The organism is Streptomyces sp. NPDC005878 (assembly GCF_040629815.1).
In the GTDB taxonomy this organism is placed as follows: domain Bacteria; phylum Actinomycetota; class Actinomycetes; order Streptomycetales; family Streptomycetaceae; genus Streptomyces.
The window spans coordinates 138,363-163,875 of record NZ_JBEXWK010000009.1 but is presented as its reverse complement, the minus strand read 5'-3'; the positions used below and the strand labels follow the sequence as shown (position 1 = coordinate 163,875).

Annotated in this window: 20 protein-coding genes, 6 tRNA genes and 2 pseudogenes; 2 read left to right on the top strand and 26 right to left on the bottom strand. The window is 66.0% G+C overall.

Going from position 1 to position 25,513, the window contains the following annotated elements:
• Positions 1-200: 200 nt before the first annotated feature.
• The 13 genes from ABZ404_RS16795 to ABZ404_RS16735 all read right to left on the bottom strand — a co-directional run bounded on the left by ABZ404_RS16795 (position 201) and on the right by ABZ404_RS16735 (position 15,633).
• On the bottom strand, positions 201-4,994 hold the full coding sequence (locus tag ABZ404_RS16795) for a transglycosylase SLT domain-containing protein (protein ID WP_358831064.1): 4,794 nt from the start codon (positions 4,992-4,994) through the stop codon (positions 201-203).
• 406 nt (positions 4,995-5,400) lie between these two features.
• The gene (locus ABZ404_RS16790; protein WP_358831063.1) at positions 5,401-5,721 is read right to left on the bottom strand and encodes a hypothetical protein; all 321 of its coding nucleotides are present in this window, start codon (positions 5,719-5,721) and stop codon (positions 5,401-5,403) included.
• 107 nt (positions 5,722-5,828) lie between these two features.
• Complete coding sequence (locus ABZ404_RS16785; protein ID WP_358831062.1) at positions 5,829-6,422, bottom strand: phage tail protein; 594 nt, start codon at positions 6,420-6,422, stop codon at positions 5,829-5,831.
• Between the two features lie 64 nt (positions 6,423-6,486).
• Positions 6,487-6,855 carry a hypothetical protein gene (locus ABZ404_RS16780; RefSeq protein ID WP_358831061.1) on the bottom strand — a complete coding sequence of 123 codons (369 nt, stop codon included), beginning with the start codon at positions 6,853-6,855 and terminating at the stop codon, positions 6,487-6,489.
• Positions 6,848-7,204 (bottom strand): HK97 gp10 family phage protein, encoded by a 357-nt coding sequence (locus tag ABZ404_RS16775; protein ID WP_358831060.1) that lies wholly within the window; start codon positions 7,202-7,204, stop codon positions 6,848-6,850. Before ABZ404_RS16775 ends, ABZ404_RS16780 begins: the two co-directional genes overlap by 8 nt.
• A 364-nt stretch (positions 7,205-7,568) precedes the next feature.
• Positions 7,569-7,949, bottom strand: a complete 381-nt coding sequence (locus ABZ404_RS16770; RefSeq protein WP_358831059.1) for a hypothetical protein — start codon at positions 7,947-7,949, stop codon at positions 7,569-7,571.
• A gap of 240 nt (positions 7,950-8,189) precedes the next feature.
• Positions 8,190-9,209 (bottom strand): major capsid protein, encoded by a 1,020-nt coding sequence (locus ABZ404_RS16765; protein ID WP_358831058.1) that lies wholly within the window; start codon positions 9,207-9,209, stop codon positions 8,190-8,192.
• A gap of 16 nt (positions 9,210-9,225) precedes the next feature.
• Positions 9,226-9,624: a head decoration protein gene (locus ABZ404_RS16760; protein WP_358831057.1), complete on the bottom strand. Its 399-nt coding sequence runs from the start codon at positions 9,622-9,624 to the stop codon at positions 9,226-9,228.
• A gap of 20 nt (positions 9,625-9,644) precedes the next feature.
• On the bottom strand, positions 9,645-10,280 hold the full coding sequence (locus ABZ404_RS16755) for a hypothetical protein (RefSeq protein ID WP_358831056.1): 636 nt from the start codon (positions 10,278-10,280) through the stop codon (positions 9,645-9,647).
• Positions 10,281-10,318: 38 nt separating this feature from the next.
• The gene (locus ABZ404_RS16750; protein ID WP_358831055.1) at positions 10,319-11,134 is read right to left on the bottom strand and encodes a hypothetical protein; all 816 of its coding nucleotides are present in this window, start codon (positions 11,132-11,134) and stop codon (positions 10,319-10,321) included.
• Positions 11,109-12,608: a phage portal protein gene (locus ABZ404_RS16745; protein ID WP_358831054.1), complete on the bottom strand. Its 1,500-nt coding sequence runs from the start codon at positions 12,606-12,608 to the stop codon at positions 11,109-11,111. The genes ABZ404_RS16750 and ABZ404_RS16745 overlap by 26 nt, the downstream gene beginning before the upstream one ends.
• 13 nt (positions 12,609-12,621) lie before the next feature.
• Positions 12,622-14,262 (bottom strand): terminase, encoded by a 1,641-nt coding sequence (locus ABZ404_RS16740; protein WP_358831053.1) that lies wholly within the window; start codon positions 14,260-14,262, stop codon positions 12,622-12,624.
• Between the two features lie 936 nt (positions 14,263-15,198).
• Positions 15,199-15,633: a hypothetical protein gene (locus ABZ404_RS16735; RefSeq protein ID WP_358831052.1), complete on the bottom strand. Its 435-nt coding sequence runs from the start codon at positions 15,631-15,633 to the stop codon at positions 15,199-15,201.
• A gap of 1,105 nt (positions 15,634-16,738) precedes the next feature.
• Here ABZ404_RS16735 and ABZ404_RS16730 point away from each other — a divergent pair.
• Positions 16,739-17,281: a DUF4352 domain-containing protein gene (locus ABZ404_RS16730; RefSeq protein ID WP_358831051.1), complete on the top strand. Its 543-nt coding sequence runs from the start codon at positions 16,739-16,741 to the stop codon at positions 17,279-17,281.
• Between the two features lie 191 nt (positions 17,282-17,472).
• On the opposite strand, the gene ABZ404_RS16725 is transcribed toward ABZ404_RS16730, so the two are convergent.
• The 8 genes and pseudogenes from ABZ404_RS16725 to ABZ404_RS16690 all read right to left on the bottom strand — a co-directional run.
• Positions 17,473-17,545: transfer RNA gene (locus ABZ404_RS16725), tRNA-Pro, on the bottom strand.
• Positions 17,546-17,582: 37 nt separating this feature from the next.
• Positions 17,583-17,658, bottom strand: a tRNA-Thr gene (locus ABZ404_RS16720).
• A gap of 166 nt (positions 17,659-17,824) precedes the next feature.
• Positions 17,825-17,907: transfer RNA gene (locus tag ABZ404_RS16715), tRNA-Ser, on the bottom strand.
• A 3-nt stretch (positions 17,908-17,910) separates the two neighbouring features.
• A tRNA-Leu gene (locus tag ABZ404_RS16710) sits at positions 17,911-17,985 on the bottom strand.
• Between the two features lie 195 nt (positions 17,986-18,180).
• Positions 18,181-18,254: transfer RNA gene (locus tag ABZ404_RS16705), tRNA-Arg, on the bottom strand.
• An 84-nt stretch (positions 18,255-18,338) separates the two neighbouring features.
• Positions 18,339-18,411: transfer RNA gene (locus ABZ404_RS16700), tRNA-Ser, on the bottom strand.
• Between the two features lie 773 nt (positions 18,412-19,184).
• On the bottom strand, positions 19,185-20,966 hold the full coding sequence (locus tag ABZ404_RS16695; RefSeq protein WP_358831050.1) for a recombinase family protein: 1,782 nt from the start codon (positions 20,964-20,966) through the stop codon (positions 19,185-19,187).
• A 19-nt stretch (positions 20,967-20,985) separates the two neighbouring features.
• Positions 20,986-21,090: pseudogene (locus ABZ404_RS16690) on the bottom strand (LLM class F420-dependent oxidoreductase); the annotation flags it as partial.
• Positions 21,091-21,338: 248 nt separating this feature from the next.
• Here ABZ404_RS16690 and ABZ404_RS16685 point away from each other — a divergent pair.
• The gene (locus ABZ404_RS16685) at positions 21,339-21,566 is read left to right on the top strand and encodes a hypothetical protein (protein WP_358831049.1); all 228 of its coding nucleotides are present in this window, start codon (positions 21,339-21,341) and stop codon (positions 21,564-21,566) included.
• Positions 21,567-21,592: 26 nt separating this feature from the next.
• Here the strand turns inward: ABZ404_RS16685 and ABZ404_RS16680 are convergent, their stop codons facing one another.
• The 5 genes and pseudogenes from ABZ404_RS16680 to ABZ404_RS16660 all read right to left on the bottom strand — a co-directional run bounded on the left by ABZ404_RS16680 (position 21,593) and on the right by ABZ404_RS16660 (position 25,305).
• Entirely contained in the window at positions 21,593-22,084 is a 492-nt protein-coding gene (locus ABZ404_RS16680) for a DUF6099 family protein (RefSeq protein WP_358831048.1), read from the bottom strand.
• Between the two features lie 275 nt (positions 22,085-22,359).
• Positions 22,360-22,680 (bottom strand): annotated as a pseudogene (locus tag ABZ404_RS16675) (nucleotide pyrophosphohydrolase); the annotation flags it as partial.
• The gene (locus tag ABZ404_RS16670; RefSeq protein ID WP_358831047.1) at positions 22,677-23,801 is read right to left on the bottom strand and encodes an ATP-binding protein; all 1,125 of its coding nucleotides are present in this window, start codon (positions 23,799-23,801) and stop codon (positions 22,677-22,679) included. The pseudogene ABZ404_RS16675 and the gene ABZ404_RS16670, both read right to left, overlap by 4 nt.
• A 97-nt stretch (positions 23,802-23,898) precedes the next feature.
• Positions 23,899-24,288: a cell division protein SepF gene (locus ABZ404_RS16665; protein ID WP_358831046.1), complete on the bottom strand. Its 390-nt coding sequence runs from the start codon at positions 24,286-24,288 to the stop codon at positions 23,899-23,901.
• Between the two features lie 114 nt (positions 24,289-24,402).
• Entirely contained in the window at positions 24,403-25,305 is a 903-nt protein-coding gene (locus ABZ404_RS16660) for an ABC transporter substrate-binding protein (RefSeq protein ID WP_358831045.1), read from the bottom strand.
• Positions 25,306-25,513 lie beyond the last annotated feature (208 nt).

Here is a 25,513-nt window from a genome sequence, read left to right as displayed (position 1 = left end):
AGTGGGTCGGCGGATGGCTCAGGTTCCGTCGGTGGGTCCGGTATCGGGTCCACCGGGTCGCCCGGAGGGGGCGGGAGGTCGAGGACGCTCCCGCCAGGAGGTGGCTCCGGGTGGTCGCTCGGGTCTGTCGGAGGGGCCTCCGGGGGTCGACCCTGATAGATGATCGGGTCCACCGTGTCGTCACCGGGCTCAGGCATGCGTTACCACCTTCCAGTAGTGATGTCTGCTGAGGTCCGGTTCTCGTGCGCCACGACCTCAGTGCGGACAATGTCCGTGATCTCGCGGTCTCCGACGAACACCCGGACGTCCGCGTGGATATCGCCTCTTCCTCCGCCGCTCTGCACGCCGCCCCAATTAGCAGCAATGCGCGAGGAATCGGAGTGTGAATAGACCTGCGCAGGGTGCATGAAGCGAACGAGCTCCGGTCCCTGCTCCCCCACCCACGCCAGCTCACCGACGCCAGGGAAACCGCCCTCCGCATAGCCACCGGGGCGGTTCAGCGCAGAGAGGGAGTGGTATCGGTGGACTGCGTAGTTGAGGCCGGCGTAGGTGTTAGCCAGTGGATCGACCGACACGCCGTACATGAAGGGTCCGGTGTCCTGGAACTTTCCTGCGTAGCTCTGGAACGTCGGCCGGATGACCTGCATAAGGCCGGTACTTGGGTAGCCTGCCTTTGCGTTGGAGTCCCACAAGTTCACCGCGCGAGGGTTACCGCCTGATTCCTGGTTCATCCGTCGTAGGACGGTGTCCGCCCACGTCCCCGGCTGCCCCAGCAAATCGAGCGCCTGGAGGACCGTCGGACGCCAGCGGGCTACGCCACTTCCACCGTCACCGCTTCCGGTCGGCCCACCGCCTCCGCCCCCAAGACCGACCCATTCAAGAGCCTTGTCCTTTAGGTCGGACACCATGGTGATAGGCATCTTCGCCAGCTCCACGCCCCACTGTCCGGCGCCTATGTCCTTAAGCTGGTTTTTGATCCAGTCCTTCGCGACGTCGAATGCCTTGCCGGGATTGGTCAGGTAGTCCCATCCGGTCTTGAAGAAGTTCCCAACGTCGGAACCCTTGTCCTTGAACCAATCGACGATACCGCCGAGGAAATATCCCTTGATTCCTAGCGCCTTCTGCACGCCGGAAACACCACCGGACCGGGCGGCGGCGTTCATCGTGTGGACGTAGCCGGGGCCGACTGCGCGCGTCCACTCGGGACGCATAACGGCCTCACCACCACCCACGGCAATGATGCGATCATCACGTCCGGGTGAATAGCCCGACATGACGCCACCCGTCGCGAAGCCCTCTAGATCGATCTTGTCTAGCTTCTTCGCCCCAGTGATTTTGGCGACGGCCGACCACAGGGGAACGATTCCGTGGTTGTATACGTGGTCGATAATGAAGCGGACGGGCTTCTTCGCAATGTCCGCAACCTGATCCCATGCCTTCTTAATGTCGTCACGAGCCGTCGCAAACGAGTCAGCTACGGCATGAATGCCCGACATGATCTTGTTGAACGGTGGCTTGATCCCGTGGGTGTAGAGCCAATCCGCCTTATCGCCTATCCATCCGAAGATGGGGCCGATCGCCCTGTCCCAAAGCCACCGAGCGCCGTCCCCGATGGCTTGCAGTGCGCCAACGACGTGCGACGATGCAGGAGCAATGGCCTGGTTGTAGAGCCACTGGGCCTTACCCCCGATCAGGCTGAAGAACGGGTCTATCACCTTGTCCCAAAGCCAGCGCGCCGCCGCAGCTATCTCATTGATAGCGGGATGTATTGCCTTCTCCCAGAGCCAAGAGAAAATGCCTCCGAGCGTCTGCACTGCAAGATAGATAGGCAGGAGCGCGAGAGTCACGACGGCAGTGAAAAGGATCTGAGCCGCCGAGGCGATCATGCCGAAGACGGGCGAAATGATCGTCTGCCAGAGCCACGTCAGTCCGTCACCGATGTGCATGACGGCCCACACGATTCCGTCAAATATCGGCTTAAGGATCGCCCACATACCCGAGGCGACGGTTCCGATACCCCGGGCGGCTGCGTCCACGGCGTCGTGGAAAATTCCCCAGTGGTTGTATGCGTAGATGACGCCCACAACCACGAGCCCCACGACGAGAATAATGGCACGCAGTACCGGAATAATGCCGGTCGCGTTAATCGCCACTGCCCAACCTGCTGTGACAAGCGTCGCGCCGGCCACCACGGTTTCGTATAGGACCATAGCTCCTGCGAAGGCCGCCATCCCGAGGGCAATGGCCTTCTGAGCGAAGTAGATCCCCCAGAGCGCTTGAACGAGGCCCGGCGCGTGAACGGATATCCAGCTGATGGCCTTCAGTACCGGTTCCAACGTCGCGAACATCGTCGACGAGAGAGGGGACAATGCCTTGCTCACGTCGAGCGCAGCGCGGAAGAGGTCGCCCAGGAATTCCGCCAGACCTGGCGACGTTTCCTTCACGTACGCGAGGAATCGTTCGAAGTCCGGCGACCCCTTAAGGCTCGTCCCCCACCGTGCGAAGCGCGCGGTAATGCGGTCCGAGTGCGCCGCGATTCCGTCCATGTGCGGAAGGAACGCGTCAATGACTCCCGCAACGCCCTTGATGACATTGCCGAACGCAACGCCGAATCCGACTACGGCGGGCTTTACGTTGTCGGCAAGATCCTTCTTGAACCCCTGCCAGAAAGGCGTCTTCAACTGGGCAGACGCGCGGTCCATCAGCTCCCGAACACCCGCCGCAGCCCCCAGGACAAGCGGCGTGAATCCCGGGAGACTTGCCTTAGCTCCGTCAACGCCTCGCGTGAAGAGCGGCAGTACCTCCGGCTGAAGGGACGTCGACCACTCTCTGAAAGCCACCCTCAGTCCCTGCGGGCCGGCGATAGCCTCGAAAAGCTTGCGTCCCTCCGGCGTCAGCTTTGCCAGTGCCTTTTGGTACTCGTCGGTCTTCGATATCGCCTTCGCCGTGGTGCCGAGTCCGGAGAGACGAGCCGACTCAACGCCCCGCTCTGCGGCGGCAATTGAATCCGCGGCGGATACCTGAGCGTTGGCTGCGGCCTGGACTGCGTCCCCCACGCGTCGTTGCGCGTCCGCCACCGACCGGGCGGACTCGCGCTGCTGCCGGGCGGCATCCCGCTGTGCGTCGACGAGCCCCTTCAGTGCATCGCTAACGGCTCGCGCAGCCGCCCGCTGGGCATCAGCCACTGCCTTCGTCTGGTCACCCACATCACGCTGGGCGTCGGCCAGGCGCTTAGCGGCAGCCCGCACGGCGTCATTGCCCCCGATGCCAGCTGCCCTCTGACGGGCGGCCTCTACTTGCAGTCGCTTGTAGTCGCGTACCTGCTCGTCTGCGTGCTGCTTGGCCTGATCGAAAGCAAGCTGTGCTTGCTCGCGCTGGAGGTCCGTGGCTGTGGGGTCGGCCATGACGCGCTGGAGGTCTTCCTGCGCCTGCTTGACCCGAAGAGTGGCCTCCCGTTGGTCAAGCTGACCGTCCTTGAGCCGGTCGCTCAGGTCTTGGAGCTGCTGTGCTGCCGTGCGTCGAGCGGCGGTTAGTGCCTCCTCCGCTAGGCGTGCATCCCGCTGTGCGTCTGCCAGGCTGCGCTCCGCGCGGGCCACAGAGTCGGCGGACTGACGTCGAGCGTCAGATAGAGCCTGCTCCGCCCGTGCCACGGCCTCCGCCGACGAGCGGCGCTGATCGGCTGCCCGCTGCTGGGCATCGGCTAGCGCCCGTTCGGCGTCCGCAATCGCTCGGTTGGCCTGTGTGATGGACTGAGCCGCGCTACGGTGCGCGGCAGCCAGTGCCTGTTGGGCGCCGGCCATCTGAAGCGCTCGCTGTGCGGCCTGGATACCAGCCGACGAACCCGCGGCGCTCGTGGCCGTCGCGTCCTTCTCCGCCGCACTCTTGGCCTGGAGGGCTGCCGTGATGTCGTGAATCGCGGGTACGGCCACGAGCGCCAGAGCGCCTACACCTCCCGCGGCTGCCGTCGCCATCGAGGCGATAGCGCCGAGTCCGGCCAGGCCAACCGGGATGGCGGGGATCGCGGCTAGTACCGCCATCTGGATACTGAGAGCCAGCAGAGCGGAGCTGGCCTGTGACGTGTCGGCCAGAGCCGTGATCTTGAAAGTCTTGGTGCCGTCAGCCTGCGCCTGAAGGGCCGCCAGCTGTGCACTTGCGCGCGCAGCGTCTACGCGTACATCGATGTCCGCCGACTTGAGGGACAGGACGGCTAGCCGGGCCTGGATCTCGTTGATCTTCGCCAGGGCTTCGCCTGCGTCTACGTCAATCCCAACGCGTGCATCTGCCAGCGCTGCGAGCTGAGCACGCAGACTCTGTATCTCCGCGCGGGCCGGTGACGTGTCGGCGTCAATGTTGATCTCAGGCAGACCCGCCTTTGCCTGCTCCACAACTGCGCGCAACTTTGCGCCGAAGGCACCATCCGTCTCCAGGCGCACGCGGCCAGGTTCGGCCGTGAGAGCGGCGACTTCTTCTCGGATCTTGGCCAGTGCCGCACGAGCGGTCGCCGTGTCGGCACGCACTGCGATATTCGGGTGAGCGGCCCCAAGCCGTCGCAGCTGCTCGTCCAGGCGCTCCACCTCGGCAGCCGCGTGGACCGCGTCCACGTCGATGCCAATGCGCTTGCCGGCCAGCTGCTCCAGCTTCGCCCGGATGCGGGCAAGCTCCGCGTCCACGCCCGCGTCAGAGAGACGGATGTCCAGCTTCGGCATGGCCTTGAAGGCGGCTTCCAGGTGTGCGCGAATGCTTCGCGCAAAGGCTCCGCCAGTGTCGCTACCCTGCTTCGCGGCGGCACCCTGTGCGGCCTTGCCACCCTTGTTGATAGCGGATGGGATGGCGATCACGATGTTGTCCGAGATCGCCTGCCCCATGCGCTTGCCAGCCTCTTCACCGACCTTGTCGGCAATGGGGAGGACAAGCGCCTTCAGCTTCGTATGGAAATTCGGGACGATCGGAACGACGTCAACGGCGGCGCCACCGACAATATCCAGGTCACTCATTGCGCCTCCCGGCTCTCATCTCTGAGCCGTGGGTCAAGCGCACGGCGCTGCTCGTCTGTAAGCTGTTTACGGGTGCCTGCCGACGTCGACGGAGTGATGCCCGGACGTGGAACAGGGTGGAACTCAGGCGGCTTTCCTCCCGCAGCTGCGATGGCCACGCCACGGCTGAGTACGAGCTCGTCTTTGATGCTGGCGAGTAGCATTTCGACAGAACTCCACGGAGCCATGTCGGCTCGGTAATGCGCCGACGCCTCCCGCATAAGGTCGGGGTCCGTCGTATTGCGGATTGCTGTCTTCGTCGCGGATTCGGGCGGGAGGTGGTCAATCAAGACGCGTAGCCGCCGGAGCGACATCCGCCCCCGGTAGACGTCCAAGAGGTCAATTCCCCGCCAAGCTAGATCCGCCTCTAGCGCTTCCGCGTGCTCCGCGAGGATCGCGAGCGTGCCGTAGACTTTCCCGAGTTCTCTCCGGCCGCCTCCATGGCGGACATGGAAAACTCATTGATCTCCTCTAGCGTGGCGTCCAGATCAATGAACATCTGAACGTCGTCCTCGTGCAGAACGCCCGCAGCCCACGCGTCATAGTCAACAACGCGCAGTGCACGGAAGTGGGACGGCCGCCAGTGCGTGACCGGGCGAATCCGCAGGTCAACGTCATTGAGAGGCACCGTGAGGAATTCCTCCGTCGCCTCGATCTCCTGAGCGTCAGCAGGGGTTACAGCAGTCATTGCGCGGGTCTCCTAAGTTTGTGGATGAGCGCGGGTCTTGTGGAGCTGAGTTGGGAATGAAGCGGGGCCCCGGACCCGCGCGGTACAGGGTCCCGCTGGAATGTGGGTCAGGGGCCGACGGGGAAGAATCCGGAGACGTCGACGCCGCCGTACTTGATAAAGCGCTTCACGGCAGCCGCGTTCGACGCGCCCTTGAAGAACTTAAAGGTCATCCGCACCGACATGACGTCTTCCGTCTGCGGCTGCTCGTCGCCTCGGTCCGAGACCTGGCCGTTCGGCATGTAAAGGCGCATCCTCTTGGAGCCGTCCATGGTGTCGAAGAGGAATGCGTAATGCAGGTCTGCGGGCTTGTCGGGGAGGTCGTACGACGCAATGTCGGTTGTCGGCTGAAGCGCCGTTACTGCCACGTCGTCGTAAAGGCTTCGGACGAGCGGGTTCAGCCCCTCCAGGAAAGTGACCTGTGCGGACTTCGTGGACTTCGTCCGCAGCGTACGAATTGCGTCAAGCGATCCAGCCGCGTTGACGTCCTTCGTCTCACCTTCGATCTTGAAAAGGCCACCCTCTGTGGTCACCCACCCAAGGCACTGCCACGCGGTGGCAGGGTCGGCAAACGCAGTTGGTGCAGCAGTGTTTGCCGCAGCGAGATACACGAGGTAGTCGGTTGCGCCGAAAGTTAGATCGGCATTACGGGTATCCGTCATCAGCCCTCCAGGGCATGCGAAAGACCCGAATGCCGAGGGCAATTCGGGTCAGGAGTTCAAGGGTTTAGGCGTCCCGGAGGCTCACGGTGTACGTGGCGCCACGTCGGTGTACGCGCTCGTTGGCCCACGGCTGCCGAGACGGGCCGGCGTCGCACCGGACGTCGCGTACCACGGCGGCGTTGCCTGCGGAGCCACGAAGGGCCAGGAGCGCATCCCTCACCGTCAAGGCAAGAGTTCGTGCGCCATCTGCGGAGCCAGCGAAAACGTCGACGGCCACACGGGGATGAGCGGTGAAGCGACCATCAGGGCCACCAATCCGCTCCACCCGGATCATGGGGAGCACGCTCTCCAGATCGTCAGGTGTCTCAGCCGCGCTGACCACACCGGTTGTCGCCTCCAGCCACGGCGCGAGCACGGTTTCGATGTCAGACATGGCTCCCCTTCACGTCGTCGATGGCCTTGCGGAAGACGTTGTACCGAGGGACCTTGCCGTTGCCGTACTCCACAGATCGCGCGTACGAAGCGGTGTTCACGACGATGGCTCCCGCGCGCAATGCGGGCTTCCCGTGGAAGGGAGCGTTCTTCACGTGCGTGTGCACTTCGAAGCTGTCTCGGTAGAGTCCCGGGTGTGGGTCGGCGTCCGGGTCGCCAACGGGGGCGTGCTGCTGAGCCGCAGACATGATTTTCTCTGCGGCAGCCAGGCAGGGCACGTGCAGCCAGGGGCGGGTCAGCATGCGGCCAATACCGTTGAAGCGACCGACGTAGCGGGATCGGTAAGTCACCCGGTCACCTCCTCTAGGGCTGCTTCCACCCGGGCCAGGGATGTCAGGGGGAATGCGAGCGGGCGCCCGATCACCTCGTACGCCTCGTAGTCAGGTGCGCCAGGCGTCCCACGAACAATGCGGTCCGCAGGCCGTACATCGGTGCCAAGCGGAGCGGCAAACACCCGCCGGACCGTCACCACGGTCGACGCGTCGTGCTCCTCCGAAGACGACCCGACAGTGACGCCGTACGGGCTCATCACTGCACAGTGGTCGACCGTGATACGCACTGGCGGTCCAGGCACGCGGGTGCCGGCGGAGTCGCGCGTCCACGGGCCAGGCCGCTCAATCGTCCACGTCTCCGACATGAGGGCAGAGATCAGGCTCATGGCGACGTCCAGGAGCACGTGGCGGAAGTCGTCTCCACGGGCGTGATGTCCAGGGAAGAGGCGCCAGACGCCAGACCCACGGCGCGCCGAAGCCGTCGGCGTTCATCCGACGTCATGGCCAAGCCGATCTGCGACGCAAAGTAGCTCACCAGCATTCCGCCCGCCTGCTCGGAGCTGACACCAGCGGTGTTGACGAGCACCCGCGCCGCCATAGCCAGAGCAACGGACGCCACGCCGGGCTGCGGAGGATCGGTGACCCGGTCCCCCACCTCCCCAGTAATGGCGTCCGTGGTCATGAGGTCGATGACGCTGTACTGGTCGTCGTTGTATGTCCGTCCGGTCAGCGCCTCAAGCTGAGGCTTACTGATCAGTGGCATTGGAAGCCACCCTCCGTCGGGGCGTCGCGCGCTTGGCCGGGGCCTTTACGGTGGGCCCCGGGGGCTCCGCGTGACGTTGCGCGGAGGGCGGGACAGACCACGCCTTCGGGTTGGTGATGAGCTCCTGTGCCCACTCCGGGACGTCATCCGCGGGGCCGAACACGTGGGCCGTCCCGCTCTCGTCCGTCACGTGGACGTTCGTTGCCAGGGTTGCCATGCGTGAATGCCTCGCGCTTTCAATCAGAGTACGTCAGCCAGGAAGGTCAGGTCCGGGTTTGCGGCGACGGGGAGCGCGATAGCTGTAGCACGCGTCCACACGGTCTGGGGGTCTTCGCTCTTGTATGCACCGACGGCAATCCCAGCCTCAGAGCCGGCCAGGCCGTAGCGCGGATCGTCCGCCTCCACCGGCACGCCCCATAGAGTCTGGCCGACGGCGTCGCCCTCCTCCGGCAGGAAGAGAATCTTGTCCACGGGAGTGATGCGCGTGGGGGTGCCGTTCACGGAGACCTGTGCGTCGTAAATAACCGGCTGAGGAATGTCGAAGTCGGCCAGAACGTTGGACAGCCCCTCCTTCGTCAGGACGGACGGCGTGGTGCCGTTACTCGCGGCCATGGAGAGGAGCTGAGCGTTCCGGCGAAGGGCATTCCAGATCGTCCGGGACATCAGCGTGTACGCGGGGAGGCGGCCGTTCGTCGCGACGTAGACGTCGAGCCACGTCTGGAAGTCGTCGTACGCCTTGGCCGTAGCGAAGGTGCTCCACGGAGTCGAGGCCGTCACGGAGTGCGAGGCGCTCCGCCCGAAGTCCACAGCCGCCTGGACGCCGTCCTCGTTCAGATTCACACCAGCCGTGAACAGAGCCTCGCCGCGGGCGAGCTCCATTCGGGCCTCGATGGCGCGAGCCTGACGGACGCCGTCTTCAAGCATGGCGTCCTTGATCTCGGCGTTCTGCGTGTCCACGTTCCGGCGGCGAATCCGCTCGTACTCGCCCAACGGGATCTTGCGGGAGATGGGCGGGAGCTCGCCGCTCACGCGCGCGCCACCGGGCCGCGTACCGACCGCAGCGGACGCGTCGTAGGCACGGAACGTCGCTGCCTCCGTGAGGCCACCTCCGCCGCGCGTAAATCGGTAACTCAGGTCGTTGACCGTGTTGTTGGGAAGCCACCGGTCCAGGCTGAACGCGTTCTCCGGACGGTCAGCTAGCGCCGCCCGCGCGTAGCCCGTGAGTTCCGCGGGAGTCGCGTACTCGTCAATGAGCTGCATAGTGGTTGGTTACCTCTCAGACGAAGATGACGCGGGAGCCGAGATCCGCCTTACCGGCCGCGTCAACGGCAACGGGAAGCTTGGCCTCTCGTACCGCGCAGTGGACGAGCATCGAGCCGACGGCAGCCGAGAGCGTTGCGCCCCGTCGCGTCACAACCTCAACACCCGTGAAAAGGAAGCCGACGCAGGTCTGACGGCCGTCGGTCGCGGAGTCGTTGTACGGGCCGTACTTCTGAGACGCCGTGATCTTCCCGAGCGGAATGCCGCTCTTGATGTAGCCGTCCGGGTAGTGAGTGCCGGCCGTGAAGGTGGAGACGTCGAGGGTCACCGACGGCGCGATGTCCGTCCCATGCTCGCCCTGGAGCCAATCCCGCTTGTCCTGCGTAAACGACTCGGTGATGAGTCCGAGATTCATAAGTGGTCCTCCGGTAAAGGTCAGTTCTTGTTGTGGCGCTGGCGGTAGAGCTCCGCGCCTGCGCTCACGTCCTTCGTGCTGCCTCCGACGTCGGAACCCTGATGGCCCCCAACACGGGGTGGCGGAGTGCCTGGCGTGACAGGCGCAAAGTCCTGGAGAAGCTGCGCCGCACTGGCCTCTAGCTCTTCCTTCGTAGACCCGCGCAGCCACGCGGCCTGAGACGGAGAAAGCTTCTTGTCCGCCGCGACTTGCAGCTTCAGGAGCTCCGCCTGCGCCGTCGCAGCAGCCGCAGCGTTCTGCGCGGCAAGGGCCGCAGCGTCGTCGCGCTCCTTCTGGAGGCGCTGTGTTTCAGTGAGCTCAGCAGTCCTACGGGTGTTCAGCTCCGCCTCAGCCGCGCGCAGTCGCTCCAGCTCCGCAGCGTCGGGCGCCGAGTTGGCTCGGGCCTCGTGCTTGCGGGCGTGATGCTTCCAGTACGCCACCTGGTGGGCCGGATCCATCTCCGCAACAGGCTTGCCGTCCGGGTAGCCGTGCTCATTGAGCTGGGGAGCGCCGCCACCACCGCCACCGCCGGCCCCCGGATCGGTCTCAAAGAGGGTCCAGGGCTGAGCAGAGAAGGTAAGCAGGTTGATGTGGCGTGCGTGGGTACGTCGGTTCATGGTGTCCCCTGTCGGGAGTCGTCGGCCCGTGCCGGGCGTCAGGTCGGAATGCGGATGTCGTCGGGGCCGGTGAAGCGTTGCCCACGGAAGCCGAGAACGGGCCCAATTTCCCCGTGCTCATTCGCGACGAGGATCTTTCGGTAATCGACCGCGCGCCCTCCACGGTCGTGCGTGCCTAGTGCGGCTTCCACGACGTCGTGGATCTGCTGAAGGCGCTGTTCGTCAACGATCTGACCTGGGTCATAGTCGGCAGTGACGAGCTTGACGAGGCAGTCGCAGCCAGGATGGATCGGCGCCAAATCCCGTTTGTGGTAGCGCTGCGTCGACGCCACGATGCAGAGTGCACAGTCGTACTCGCCCTGGAGCTCGCGCACCGTGTACGTGAAGCGCGGCATGCCCTCGCCTACCGTCTGCACGGTGTGCGTGCGGCTCAACTGGAGGTCTGTCCTCGTCAGCGTCTCCAAGCGGTGCGCTCCGCGTGCAAGGGCAGCGGCCAGCGCCTCACCGTTGCCGAGCGCCGCCCACACTTCCTTGAACGGGCGCTCGTAGACGTCGGCGGGATCCACGCCCCGCAAGGCCTCCCCCGTGACGCTGTTCAGGTCGAGCGCCACGCGCCGAGCCCGGGAGTCGATGTCGCGGTATAGCTGCTCCAAGTACGACGCCGTCAGACTCGCTACCTGGCGCTCGCCGGCAAGGATGACGGGAAGTGCCTGGCGCTGAAAGCGGGCAACGTCGGCCCCGCGCCAGGATCCGAGCCCGGACCACGAGCGGTTGACTCGGCCCAGGACGCCCGTCCACACACCGCGCACTGCCGTGCCGTAGCGACGGTCAAGCGGCGACGGGTTCACGGTCACCTCGCCCAATTACCGCGCGGGGGTCGGTGGGCGGCTGCGGCGCCGGGCGAAGTGGTACGACGTCGGCGGTCTGCTGAGCCATCATGGTGTCAGACGCGCGGTCGATTTCCATACGGTCGATCTGCGTCGGGGTGTACCCCAGGTCCTCCATGCGCTGTCGCCACGGAACGCCGGCCGCCTGCTTCTTCACAGCAGCGTCAGCCAGCTCGGCAACCGTCCGGGACTCAGGGTCACGCCAGACGGTCTCAAGACTGAAGTCTGCGGCGCGGTGCTCGTCACCTGCCGCACGGAAGGCAAGGCGCATGGTGTCTTCCCACGACTGCCCGAAGTCGTCGCACTGGTCGGAGACTTTGGCTACGAGTCCGGTTTCTGCGGCTTTCAGGGCGTCACCGGAGACATTGACTACCGCGCCAATCAAATAATGAGGTGGGGTCTTGCTGATGGCGGCGAGGTCCTGGACGGCAGCCTCCACCGCCCGCACATACGGAACCAGGTCCGTTGCCGCGAATTCTCCGAATTTCACTTCGGGGTCATCTGTGGTCCACAGACGCCGGATGTCCAGCTGGAACGGCTCAATCTTCTTACCGGTGATGGGGTCCTCATCGACCTCCAGTCCGGCGGCCCAGCGTTGGCGGAACGCACCATACTTCATTGCCCCGATGAGCATGATCAGAGACAGGTTGATGCGATTTTGCGTGCTGAGTACGTCCTCGTGTTCCGCGAATCCTTCACGCCGTAGAACGCGCCGGTTGATGAACGGGATCAGTGGAACAACCTTCAGGTCGTTCGGTCGCTGACCATCCGGTGTACTGGGCAGAGAAAGTGCGTCCCAGCCGCGCAACTGGGCAGCGTTTCCGGGGAACACGGGACCTTGCGACTTCGTCACGAAGTCATGAATCCGGTCTGGCGTCCATAGGGTAGCGCGGGTGTTTCCGGTCCAGTCGTCACGCCACATCTTCAGCCCCGCAGCCAGCTTCCTGCGGTTCCCCGGGACATGCTCTACGGCCACCTGCCGTGGCGTTTCATGAGTCAGTACAGGAGCGCCAGCATCGTCCCGCTCCACAAGAACGAAAGCCCGTCGCTGCGTCAGGGCGGTGTAGTGGACAAGCCGGGATTCCGCACGCATGCCGTTTTCGCGCCAGATTCGGTTGGCCTCTTCGTCCGCCACACTTGGTGACTTGTCACTCCCGCTGGATCGGAAGCCAGTAACGTTGATGCGCTCCGATGGGGAGTCAACGACGAGGCGAACCCAGTTAGTTCGGGCGTCCTTCATCCATTCTGCGACTTCCTTGGGATCCAGACCCGGGACGTGCGGTAGCGGGGCTTTGCCTTCGGCATAGCGTCGGAGCGTATTGAGACCCGGCTCAATCTCGCCATCCGCGTCGCGGTAGTCTTCCCGCTCATCAACCAGCTTCTTGCCGAGACGCTGAAGCCACCATCCGGGAGACTCCACCTGTGTTGCATCGATAGGCATTTACGAACCTCCCTCAGAAGGCGACTAGGCGACCAGACTTTTTCTTACGCTTCGTGATTCCTGCCGCCACGGCATCTGCGCGGCATTCGTAGGCCAGGACTGCCGACATGGCGGCGTCGATCTTCTTCGGGCTCTTGGCGTGTTCCTTGCCAATGCCCATGTGGTTTCGGCCCATCGGCCGGCGCTTTGCGTTCAGCACGTGGCGGGAGAGCGTGGCGCCTAGCTTCGAGAAAGGCCGCTCGTCGTCGTCAGCCTTCGCAGTACCAGCGAACGAGAGTGCCTTGTCGTCGACGGCTTCCACGAAGCGGTCTAGCGCGTGCTCCATGGCCGTGGGTCGGTTGGTCCACCATTCCAGCGGGCGTGACTGCGTGGCGCTGACCTGGAGAGCTTCGCCGTAGTCCCGCGTCCAGGCGTCGACATAGTCTTGCCAGTGCGGAGGGTCGCAGTAGAAGCCGGCGACCTCGTAGCGGTTGAAGGCTCGTGCAACACACGCGTCGACGTCTTCACGGTCGACCTGCCACCCGTCGCCCTCATGCCCCTCCGGCTTTTCCCAGACGCCCAAGAGCTGTATGTGTCCGTCGGATACGCGGGCGGCGCACAACGCTGTTGAGTCATCTCGGATACTTCCGTCGAACCCCAAAGTGATGAGGTCACCGGGCTGCAACTCCTCTGCCCGGCGACACACTTCCCACGCGTCAGAGTCCATCCATGAGTCACTTGAGGATGTCCGGGAGTTAAGGAAGTATCGTTTACCGTCAGCGCTGTCGTTACGCAGGTCGTAGAAATCGTCAATCAGCGTTTCTAGGTCCATCCACTCCATGGCGTCGCCGTAGGAGTCGAGGAGTGCTGCCCGGAGTTCGTCCTCGTTGCGGAGGTCTTTGCAGACGCCGTAACGGTGATCGTAGAGGAGTCGCGCGCGACCGCGCTTCTTCTTCCCCTCACGAATGGCCTCGGCCTCTTCGTACGTGCGCTCCGCGACGGAGTCCTGCCCCGGGGCGAACATGGTTGTGGTTTCGAGATACCACGTGCCAGCACCCTTCTTCCTCTTGCGGAGGTTACGGGTCACAGTGGCGTACATGCGGCGAAGTTCTGGGGTGTTGTAGAGGTGTGTCTCGTCGAAGCAGACCCATGTTTCCTTGCCGCCGTCCTTCGAAGAACTGGAGGCAGTTGACGGGGTGATCTCCCCACCGTCAGGGAGGTTGATCTTAGTCAATCCGGGGTCGACGCCCGGGATTTGCGAAAGAGGCGACGCCTCGTCGGTCAGGTTGAAGTAGATGGTGTCGTAGACATTGCCTGTCTGACCTTCCTCCGTCGCCATGATGCGGAGGTAGGGAACACGGACCGGGCGGCCCATCGGCTCACCGGGCTCGTAGACGTACTCAAAGCCGAGTCCCCAGGGGTCGCGGTAGACCTCACCGCCCTCAGCCCAACCAGCGAACCGGCAGGGGCCGAACGCTTCGAAGAGGCCGATGCGGGCGCCTAGACCAGACTTGTCACAGCCCTTCGGGCGGGAGAAGAACGCTGAGTCATACAGCATCTTCCCGGCGTGGTCGTCGACCGCGTAGCAGTCCACGACGAAACCCGTGTACTCATCTCCGTGCCGTACGGGCTCGCCCTGGACGTCGCCAGGGCCGTGAACGACGAAGTACTCCATCCATGCGACCGCCATCCACCCGAGAGAGCGGGAGCGGTCATGACCGGGGGCGCGCACAGTTACGTGCGGCACGCGGTCTCCTAGCCTGTGAGACGCGCTCTGCGCGAGTTGATGTCAGTCACTCCGTCGGGGCGCTGTACGGGCGCCTGACGGGCGCTCGTGGGGTCGTCGACCTTCAGCTTCAATCTGGCCCTGTCCTCCGGCGTAGCACCGAATTTAGCGGCTCTCAGGCGCACTTCAGAGGCAAACTCCCATCGGCCCTTTGCCCACATCGTGTGGTGCATAAGGGCAGTGTCAATGAGGAAGTCCCAATCGGTGTCGACGAACGTCTGCGCCTGAGCCGACGTCCGCCAGGAGTGCCACCACGCGACCGTACGCGGGTGCCAGTCGACGACTTCGCCTGTGTCCTCGTTGACCCCTAGCACGCCCTCCGGCAGCTCTGGGCCGCGTAGTTCGTCGTCGGGGGTGATGACGGTCTCGGGCTCAGAGGTGTTACGACGCCGGCGCTTGGCCGGGTCCTTCGGGGCTGGACCACGTCCGGCCATCGGCGCTCCCTTCCTTCTGCTACCTTCTGTGTTGAACGCATAAGTCCCTTGGGGCTGAATCCACTTGCACGCCGGGACCTGATCACCGGCGTGTGATCACCGGAGTGCGTAGCTTGTCGAAGCCTTCGAGTTTCGAGCGGCGTCGTTCAGCGGGTCTCCACCCACTGAGGCGCGATCAGGAGCCGGGACTCGGTACGAGCCATGCAGTCAGCATGGGTCGGACCGAGTCGTTCCCGGCCGGTCCGACCCCAGTAAGGGGGCGAAGGGCCAGATGGAAACGGTTGGTTGGGCTGCCGCAATCGTCGGCGTTCTCAGCGGGGCAACCTGGATCGCAGGGCACGCGCTTGATCAAGTTCCCGTCATCTGCCGCAAGGCGTCAAAGGCCGTGCGGTCAGTTCGCGCTCTCCGCCAGGAGTTCCGGACGGGCCTGGAGTGCGGAGACGAGTTCAGAGAGATCGGCAAGGATCGACGGGCATGATCTGTGTCGGCGTCCCGTCATTGCAATGTAGCGGCCGGTCCCGTAGATCTCCACGGCCATACCGTCAGGGCGCCGGATGCGTCGTCCCTGTCGGACGTCCGCGCGGCCCCAGATGTGCAGTCCATCGCCGGACGGGGACACCTCTACGTAGGTGGCGCCCGCGTCGCGCACGATGGCTGCGGCCCAGGGGGCGAGTTGCCCAGTGAGCGGGTTGAGACAGTGGTCCAGGTCGATACAGACGACGTCGTCGACGTCCGAGAGGACGAAGCCCAGACCGGCGCCCACCGTCGAAGCGGCGGCTTCCTTGTGCGTACTCCAAGTGCGGGAGTTGGTACTCGATGCCGCCATGCCGGCGACTGTGAGCGGCCGTTTGTCCGCAGCGCGACGTACCCACCTGTCGCGGGTCGTCAGCTCATCCGGGAGTGCGCTCTTCGCTGCGCGGGACAGAGCCTTGCGGCAGCGCGGGGAGCACGTGCGGGCGTGAGAGCGTGCCATGAGCGGAAGCTCGGTGGGGCACATCGCGCACGTCCTTGTCATGGATTCATCGTAACGGGGGCGCGTCACACTTTCAAGCCTCTCACCTGCGTTTATGTGGTCGTCAGCCATGGCGGCGAGTCACACTTTTATGGCAGCCGCGACGCCCAGCACCCCCTAGAAGGGGCTGTGTAGGCGCCTCCTGGCCTACCGCGAGCCAAGGTTCGGCGGACGCTTTCAGATCCCTCAGACCCGTACAGACAGCGAGGCCCAGCACCTGTACGATCCTCCAAGTGCCCCGGAGGGGGTCACCCCCCTGGGCCTGCGGACAGCGTCGCCGTGAACCCGGCTCGCGGCTCGCGACGATCACCGTCAGCGAGCTCGCCTCTGATCTCCAGGCGGCTTGGGACGAGTGTGATCGTCACGGTTGAGCAGCGACCATCAACACCAACGCTGATCTTGGGAGCTCGTGCGAGACGACCGACGTCAACACCGTTGACCGTCACGCGCGTCACGCTCACGCCTGTCTCGCCCGTGTCGTCTGCCTCCTCCAGCACCACGTGGGCACCGCTCATGGGTCAGTCCTCCAGTGCTGGGTGTGTCGGCGTGGGTCGTGCTGTACGCACGCGCACAAGGGCGGCTGCTCGGCCTCCCTCGCTGCTGCTCTTACGCTGGTGGTGCCACGTGCACAGCAGTCTGAGGTTGCTGTCCGAGTGGTCATCGTTGGGCACGATGTGGTCTACGTCTGTGCCCTGTCCGCCGCACACGGTGCCGTCGCTCATGGGCCACACGCACGCACGGTCACGCCGGATGATGCGGCGCCTGATGCGTGGCCAGTCGGCCGGAAGGCGGGCGCGTCGTGTGCTGCCGTCCCACGCCATGTCGCCTCCTCTGTGGTCTACGCTGTGCCGGATCTACGGCCATCAGGGGCCGTCGTCTTGGGGGTTGGGCAATGCGTGCGTGGGTGCGTGGATCCGCGGTGATCGCGGTAGTGATGGGGGCGGCGCTCGTCACGGGCTGCTCGTCGGACTCAAAGGACGAGCCGAAGAAGGCGGCTGCAACTCAGCCGGCCACCACGTCGGCAGCTCCTGCGCCGTCCGCTACGCCTGCGAAAGTCGCTCTGTCCACGCTTTCCGTCGGGCAGAGCAGCACCTACGCGACTGAGAGCGGCACGACAATGCGCGTCACGGTCAAGGGCGTGAGGTATGTGCAGCCGTCGGAGATCGATACGACGAACAAGCCGGAGAAGGGGCAGTTCGCCGTCCTGACGCTCACCGTGGCCAACGTGGGCAAGGCGCCTGCGCACTTCGCGCCGTACGGCGTCATGAAGTGGCAGGACGCGCAAACAGCCGCGCAGAACGCCACGACGCTTGAAACAGTGGGCGGGCAGGACGTCGATGCGGACTACGCGCCCGGTCAGTCCGTCACGGGCGGCATCGTCCTGGACGTCGTCCGCAAGGGCGGGACCGTGACGTACTACGAGGGGCTGAAGCCGGCGTTCGCCGTGGCTCTGCCGAAGTAGCTCAGCCCCGCTGCGGGAAAGTGCCTCCGCGCCGGGGCCGCGTCTTGTACTGTGGGGTGTAGTTGGAAGCCCCGTCGGCTGGCACCGGCCAGGCCCCCCAACGCGGCTCACGAGCCCGGTCGCGTATCTCTCGGCCGGGCTTGCTGCTGAATCTGAACGGCCCCGTATCCGACCGGGGCCGTTCTGCTGTGTCGGGACGGCAGGATTCGAACCTGCGGCCACCCGCTCCCAAAGCGGGCGCTCTGACCTCTGAGCTACGTCCCGTAAGCGGCTGAGTGGCCCGTGGGCGGGTCAGCCGTCGTGGAGCCCCCGGCGCGAATCGAACGCGCGACATCCGCTTTACGAGAGCGGCGCTCTTCCAACTGAGCTACGGAGGCATGTGACGAGCCGCTCGCAGCGAACGCAAGGGGTACCGATCCCAGCGTCAAGGGGCGTCCCCGGATGACTCCGGCTCGTCTCGTCCCTGGCCATGGAATCGAACCACGCTAGCCCGAAGGCACAGGCTTTACAGGCCCCCTTGCGTCCCAGCGCTCCAGGGTTGTGCGGAAGGTGAGGGAGTCGAACCCCCAACGGGTTTCCCCGCCACGCTTTTCGAGAGCGCTTGGCACGCCGATGCCGGACCTTCCAAGTGCCGCACGAGGGATTCGAACCCCCAACCTCCCGGACCTGAGCCGGGCGCCTCTGCCAAGTTGGGCTACTGCGGCAAGACCCCGCCCACAAGGAACAGGGTGGGTTACAAGCCCCGCCAGTCCCGGAGGAGGGCGGGAATCAATGCTGTCCGGGTCCCGCCGTCGGACAGCCGCAGCGGGTCTCGCGTGGACTCCAGAGCGCTTCTGTACCCACGTCGGTCGCTGCTACCAAGGGCGCGCGCTGCGCAGTCACGCACGGGACGCCCCTTGTGGCCCCGGGAGGACTCGAACCTCCGCCCTCCGCATCCGTAGTACGGCGCTCTGTCCAACTGAGCTACGGGACCTCGTCCGGACCGTGAGGCCCGGGTGTGTGACAAGTTGGCGAGCCGTACGGACATGCCGCCATCCCCGTTCCTCCAACTCGTCAGTGTGTCCGACGGGATTCGAACCCGCGTCGCCGCCCTTCTCGGGCGGAGTTCTAGGCTGCTGAACTACGGACACCGCTACACACGTCGGGAGATCAACCCGTACGTGCGGAGCCTGCGGGAGCTACCCGCATGGTGAATGGGGCCGGAGTCGAACCGACCTGCGCGGATCATCGGGCACACGGCCCTACCTGTTCGCCACCATGGTCAAGGGGGATCGAACCCCACACCGTCAACCAGACGGACGCCCCGAATCGAACGGGACTACGCTCGCCACTCCATCCCCGCTAGTGGCTTTTGATGAGGCAGGAGCCACTAGAACTGCCCTTACTGCCACCCCGCGTGCACACGGCCTGACAGCGTCCTCCCGCCGCACTAGCAACGAGGGGAAGCCGTCGACGGCCGGCCCGCTCTACCGCGCTGCAACCCCGGAGGAGAGGGCGGGGGAGCGCGGGAGCGGTGTCGGCCGTCGTGGAGGAGGTGGGGCACTGCGCCATTCGCCAGCGCCGCCGAAAACCCCCTCATATACCTAATGGGTGAAGGGTGACACTTGTTGATCTTGCTGCGTCCGCCTCCACGCGGCGCAGCGTCCAAACTGCCAAACTAACCCCCTACTTTTACTTTCTCCTCCCCGCGTAGAGGAGAAAGTAAAAGTAGCGGTTGGTTTGTAAGTTTGGCCCTCAGTTTGGTTCAACTGGCTACGCAGCGCTACATGTTGAGCCCTCTTCGGTACGGTGTGTAGTTATCCACAGGAGCCTGTGGACGACGACGCGTGCGGCTGACGGTGGGGGCGAGGGTGGAGGCGACCCACGGGAGCCGCGTCGGCCCTCTTGAGGTTACCGACAACCGTTATCCCTTTGTTACCTCTTCGGCTTCCTCGTCGCTCTGAACCGGCTTTGCCCACTCCATCTCTCCGATGCGCTTTTCGGCCCGCTTCAGGGACGGCCCGCTTCGTGAGTCAGCCGGGAGCACCGGAATGGCGTCAACGAAGAGCGCCAGGAAGCCGCGCCGGTCCGCGACGTCCCAGCGGTCCCAGAGCCCTCCGGGCTCGAAGGGGTTGCCCTCGTCGGAGTCGGCCGTCCACTCGTCGATGGGCAGTCGCGTGGCAGCTGTTGCGGCCTTGCGCAGCTCGTCAATCCGTGTTTGGCATCGGGCCTCGTGCTGCTGGTACTTCAGGATGGTGTCCTTGAATGCCGCACGGCCCGTTGGCCCCTCGTACAGGCCGTCCTTTCGGTCCCTGTACAGCTCCTTCATGCTCTGCTGTACGTGCTGTAGCTGTGCCTCCTGCTCGGCCAGCTCCGCGGCGGCTTCAGGGTCCGTACCTTGCGCCGCGAAGCGCTCCGCGGCTGCCGTGAGGATGACGACGTCGTCATCGTTCTCCGGGTCCAGGTTTGCCACACGCTCCCAGAGACGTGAAGCCACGATGGCATCAGCGTCCGCCTGCTTGATCTTCAGGGTGTGCTTTGGCTTCGCGCCAACGCTTCGGCGGAGGTTGCAGACGTACGTCTCGTCGACGTTTGAGACCGTCATGCCTGAGTTGCAGATACCGCAACGCAGCATGCCCCAGGATCCGAGAAACGTCATCGTGCCGGCCCGGTCCATGTTGCGTTCCCGCTTGCGGCCGTCGAGCAGTGCTTGAAGGTCGTACCAGCGCTTCGGCTCGATGAAGCCCTGATGGGGCCTCACGGGCTGCCCGTTGGTGTCGCGCAGGATCTCGCGGCGCTTGGTCTTCGGGTCGACGGGTCCGATAGCAAACCCAGCAAGCCGTGGGTCCCGGAGAATGCGGCGCACGACGGTGGAGGACCACTCATCATCAGCCGTGTCCGACACGCCTCCCTTGCGGCGCTTCCTGGCGGCCTCTCGGCGTGCTGCTGCGGCATCGTCGTCGAGACTTCCAAGGGGCGTGGTCGCCTTCTTCTCCGTCAGGGCGGAGGCAATGGCGTTCTCCTTCACGCCCTTCTCTGCCTCCTCAATGACGTGCATGACGTTGTCCGCGGGCGTTGAGTCGGGACCGATCTCCGCGTCACTCGTTGCCCCGGGGCTGAGTACTCGAATCGTGACGCCATCCATCTGAACCGCCTCCGCCTCGAACCCATAAGGGACAGGGCCGGAGGAGTGGGAGCCCTTCGCTTTGAGTTCCGCGAAGGCGTCTCGGATGAACTTGCTCTTGTTCTTGGACTCCTGGTGAGCCAAGCCGGCGATCAGGGCGAAGAACGCGACGCCGAAGGGATTGTCATCGCTGGTGTTGATGAAGGGCTCTTGCGTGGAGACGATGGCGACGCCGTGACGGGCCAACTCCTCTTGGATCTTCAGAGCTTCAGCGGCCCCCTGGCGCGTCAGTCGCGACAACATGTAGATCACGACGACATCGAACTTCCGCTGCCGGGCGTCCTCTAGCATCCGTTCGAAGTCCGGACGGTAGACGTTGGGATCGTAGCCAGAGAGGCCTACGTCCTCGTAGTGTCCGACGTGCCGCCAGTTGTCTTGTGAGTTGATGTAGGCAATCCCCTTCTCCTTCTGCATGAGAGGGGATGCCTGACTGTCAGTCTCGCTCTTGTGGCTCTGCCGACCGTAAGTGACTGCCCTGACCATGTCTTCGTGGTCCCTGTCCCCCAGGGCTATGAGCTCCATGGGTAGATACGGTACCGGTTCTGAAGAAGGCGTCGAATCCGAGGTCTTCGGTGGCTTTCGCGACGGCGAGGAGGGTGTCGTAGTCGGCGCCCTGCTGGGGCTCCGTGAAGATGCGAAGATCCATGCCTCCATCCTGCACCTTCGAACTGTCGTCAACCCCGCCCTTGCCGCATGCTCCCTGGCTGCCCAGTCGGGTGAATATCGTCCACCTGACGGGCCGCGCGGGCCCTGACCAGTGACTGTGGCGCTGAGTGGTCGTTGGCTCGGGCGGAGCCGGACCGCCCGGCCCGTGCGCCGGCGGCCGCTGTCGGCGCTTCTGTCGAACCGCCGCCCTCGCAGCCGCGCGGGAGGGCTTGGGCCGAGGAGGCCTTCATGTGCCAGGAAGCTGTGCCGGAGCAGGCCGTGCCGCAGGAACCGGTCGGGCAGTCCGTGCCCGAGCAGCAGGGCGCGCCGAAGGGGCTGCTGCAGCAGATGGAGGAGTTGATGGCGGCGCTGACCGCGGATCTGTCGCAGCTCGACGCGGATCTGCAGTCGTCGGCCGAGCGGGTGCCGGGCCAGGAGGCCGGTGGGCCGGTGGAGGACCGCTCCACGGGTGTGTGAGGGGTGATGCGGTGACTCCCGTCCGGTCATGACGGCCCCGCCGTGGAGTCGCGCAGCAGGCCTGGCCGTCTCTCCTGCTCGCGGACGGTGAGTCTGCGGAGCATTCCGCGGACCCGGTCGCTCGATTCGTCGGCGGCGTCGATCGCTTCGATGCACTGCCAGTAGAGGCCCTCTTCGTCGGTGGCGCAGGCGACGCCGACGAGGGCCATGCCGACGTCTCCGAGCAGGCTCCCGAGGCCGGTCAGGGTCTGTCTGGCGTCGCTGATTCCGGAGAGCTGGGTGGCGCGGACGCCGCCGAAGCGCAGCCCGGGGTGGTCGAGGACGCCGCAGCCCCGGCCGCCGGTCTCGCTGAGGCCGCGGGCCTCACCCCTGAGCTCCGGGGGCCCGGTGGCCGCCAGGTGACTGCCGATGGCTTGGGCGAGGGCTTGTGCCTGCCAGGCCTCGGCGACGATCTCCAGCGCCGCGGTGCTTTCCGCGAGCGCTAACCTGCTCATCCCGATGAGCCGTACCGCGTCCATGCGCCGCCCCCGTTCATACGACGATGCGTTTCCCCGTCACTACCTAGAGTGAGCTTCTGAGGCCAGGAAAGCCAGGGGAATTGGGAAATCTGTGGACGAGCAGGGGGTTTTGAATAACTCGCTCACTCCGAAGAGTGACCGTTTGGACTTTCTTCGGGGTTTTGCACAGGGGCGGGCCCGGTTTGTGCCTCGGGAGGGCGGCTTCGGGCCCGCTCCGAACCGGCCGGGGACTGCGGGGCGGGCGGGGCGACAGGGGCGGGGGCAGGGGCCGAGGCCGGGGCCGGGAAGCGGAGTTCGTTGCGGTCGATCTTGGCGGAGAGGGCGGCGAGCGGGTCGATGCCGAGGACCTGGCAGAGCTGGAGCAGGTAGGCGAGGACGTCGGCGACCTCGTCGATCACCCGGTGGGCGCGGTCGGGGTCACGCATGATCCGCTCGGACTGCTCGGGAGTCAGCCACTGGAAGATCTCGAGGAGTTCGGAGGCCTCGACGCTGAGGGCGCTGACGAGGTTCTTGGGGGTGTGGAAGGGCTGCCAGTCGCGTGCGGCCGCGAAGTCGGCGAGTCGGCGCTGGAGTCCCGCTACGTCGGGTTCGGTCACGGCTCCAGGTCTACCACTGTCGCCCCCGCCACACCTCGGGCGTATCCGGCGTCCGTGAGGGTGCCGGTGAGGCGGATGTGGCCGCGTCGGCACATCTCGGCGGCCAGCGCGACCAGTTCGCGGGCCTGGCGGCGGTCGAGGCCGCGGTCGAAGCCGTCGCTGAGGATGGTGAGGGTCTGAAGGGCGGAGGGGATCTCGGCGACGGTGTCGACGGCGAGGACGCCGGGGCCGGTGAGCAGGACGAGGGCGAGGGCGAGGTAGCGCAGTTCGCCCTCCCCTAGGCGGGCCACGGGGGTGGGTGTCCGCTCGCCGCGGCCGACCACCGCCCGTAAGGTGCCATCGGCCAGTTCTTCGGCGGCGAGCGCGGTGACCGGGCCGGCGCAGCCCGCGCGGGCCGCGGTGACGAGCCGGGCGTGCCGGATGGTGCACTCCTCGGCGGTGCGGGAGAGGATCTCGGCGAGGTTGTCGCAGCCGCGCCGGAGCCTTCCCTGGCCGGGCAGGACGGGTTCGCGCATGCGCTGCGGCTGGGGGTCGCAGGAGAACACGGACCGCAGGGCGACCACGACTTGTTCGGCGGCGGCGAGGACGCGCAGCTGTCCCTCGGTCTTGCCGGCGACACGGAGCGGCAGCAGGGCGGTGCCGAGCCGGTCGTCGGGGAGCGGGGCGCGGGTGACCGGGACGGCGCCGGCGGTGTGCCAGGCGGCCTGCACGGTGGAGCGGCCGGGGTCGCGCAGGGCGGTGGACAGGAGCGTGTCCCCGTCGCTGGTCAAACGTTCGCCGACGACGCGGAGTTCCGGCTCGGCCTGGACGGCGAGGTCGAGCCGGACGGGCCCGGCGGGTCCGTCGACGGTGCAGCCGATGCGGAATCCCCGCCGGCCCTGGGCGTCCGCCTCGGCCCGTTCGGGTACGCATCCGGCGGCGTCGGGGAACGCCGCGGCGAGAGTGGCGCCGGCGCCGAGCCGGGCCAGCGCCTCGTACGCCTGGAGGACGCTGGACTTGCCGCTGCCGCTCGGTCCCGCCAGGAAGGTGAGCGGGCCGAGCGGGAAGACCGCGCCGCGGTGCGACTTGAAGGCGGAGAGCCGCAGTTCGGTGACGGTGGGCCGGTCACAGGTTCCGTTCATGGAACGGACCGTACGAGGACGAAATCAGACGAACCGTTACGCCTCGATCACCTTCCTACGAATGAGGGACGGCTGCCCTCACCGAGGCCGCTTCGCCCTACGTGTGGGGGACGACGGCTTCGGCGATTCCCTCCACCTCGGTGCCGACGGGGGCCAGGAGGAAGACGTTGCGGTCGACGCGGTGCATTCCACTGCCCAGGCCGAAGACCACGCCGCTGCTGAAGTCGAGGATGCGCTTGGCGACTTCGGTGTCCGCGCCCGTCAGATCGAGCAGGACCGGTGTCTGCGCCATCATGTACTCGGCGACCTCGCGCGCGTCCGCGAAGACCTGGACGCGCAGCACCACGAAGCGGCGCTGCTCGACGGTCGCGTACTCGTTGGGGATGGTGCGGTGGTCCACGCGGGAGGGCCACTCGTTGCGACTGCGCAGCGGAACGACCTGGGCGAGCCCCTCCCACTGTTCATCGGTGACGTCGTACCTGCTCACCGGACCACCTCGCCCCTGTGATGTATCTGCATCCGGCCATGATGACGCCGCTCACCCATTCAGCCCAACTCCGACACGGCTCTGAGCTGTGAAGTTGTCCCGGCCCGAGGCGTACTAACGTGCGGTGGCCAAGTCCACGGCGTCGGCCACCCGGGCGAAGAACCGGGCATGGGCCGGGGCGCTGCACGGCGCTTCGGGGTTCCAGGGCAGCACGCGGGCACGGTCCTCGATCGTTTGCCAGTGCGGGTCGGAGCGCAGCCGCTCCACGGGCGTGGCGTTCACCCGTACGTCGCACAGCACGATCTCGGCGGGCAGGGCGGCGGTCTCCCGCCAGGTGAGCGTGGTCCAGCTCGCGCCGGTCGCGGCGGGCGGCTCCACCAGGTTCACGCCGTGCTCGGCCAGGGCGCGCAGCTCCGGCCACGCACCGGGGCGGGCGACATGGACCTGGTCGGACCCGGCGGGCGAGAGCGCGAGCACCCGGGGTCCGCCGGGGGGCTCCGGCCGCGCGCGCGTGGCGGCTGTCACCGCCCGCAGCCGGCGCTGTGCCGCTACGAGGAGGCGGGTGCCGTCCTCGCGGCGGCGATCGCCGCCCAGGGCGCGCGCGAGGTCCGCGAAGCGGTTCCTGATTTCCGCCAGCGAGCGTGCGTGCCCGATGTCGATGACGACCACCGGAACGTGTTCCTCCAGATGTTTGGCCGTCTCGGGGTCGAGGCCGTAGACCTGCCCACCTCCGTAGCTGACGGCCACCACGAGGTCGGGTGTGCCCTGGAGCAGTGCGTCGAGGTCGAGCGCGGCGCCCGCGCCCAGGTAGCGCAGGCGGTTCAGGGGCAGGCCGCCCGCTTTGGCGCGGTCGGGGGTGGCGCCGTCGTGGAAGGAGCCGAAGACGGCTCCTGGGCCGACGCCGTGGTCCCAGAGCGTGGCTCCGGCCTGGATGTAGGCGGTGACCCGGGTGGGCACCCGCGCCGCCGTCGCCGTCTGCCCGCGGTCGTCCGAGAACTGCCAGACCGGCTTGTCCATGAGGTCACACGCCCCCTGTAGGTCGCTGTGCGCCAGCGTCGGGCCACGCTACGCCCGAGTCGTCCCGCCCCGCCAGGATCCGTAACCGCTCACCTGCCGGCCCTACCGGCGCGTCACCCCCTGGCGCGCCCCCGTCGTCCGCGCCCCGGCGCGGGGAGCGCTCGGCGCGCGGGGTGGCGTACGGCTGGCTAGCGTGGCAAAGGGGCCG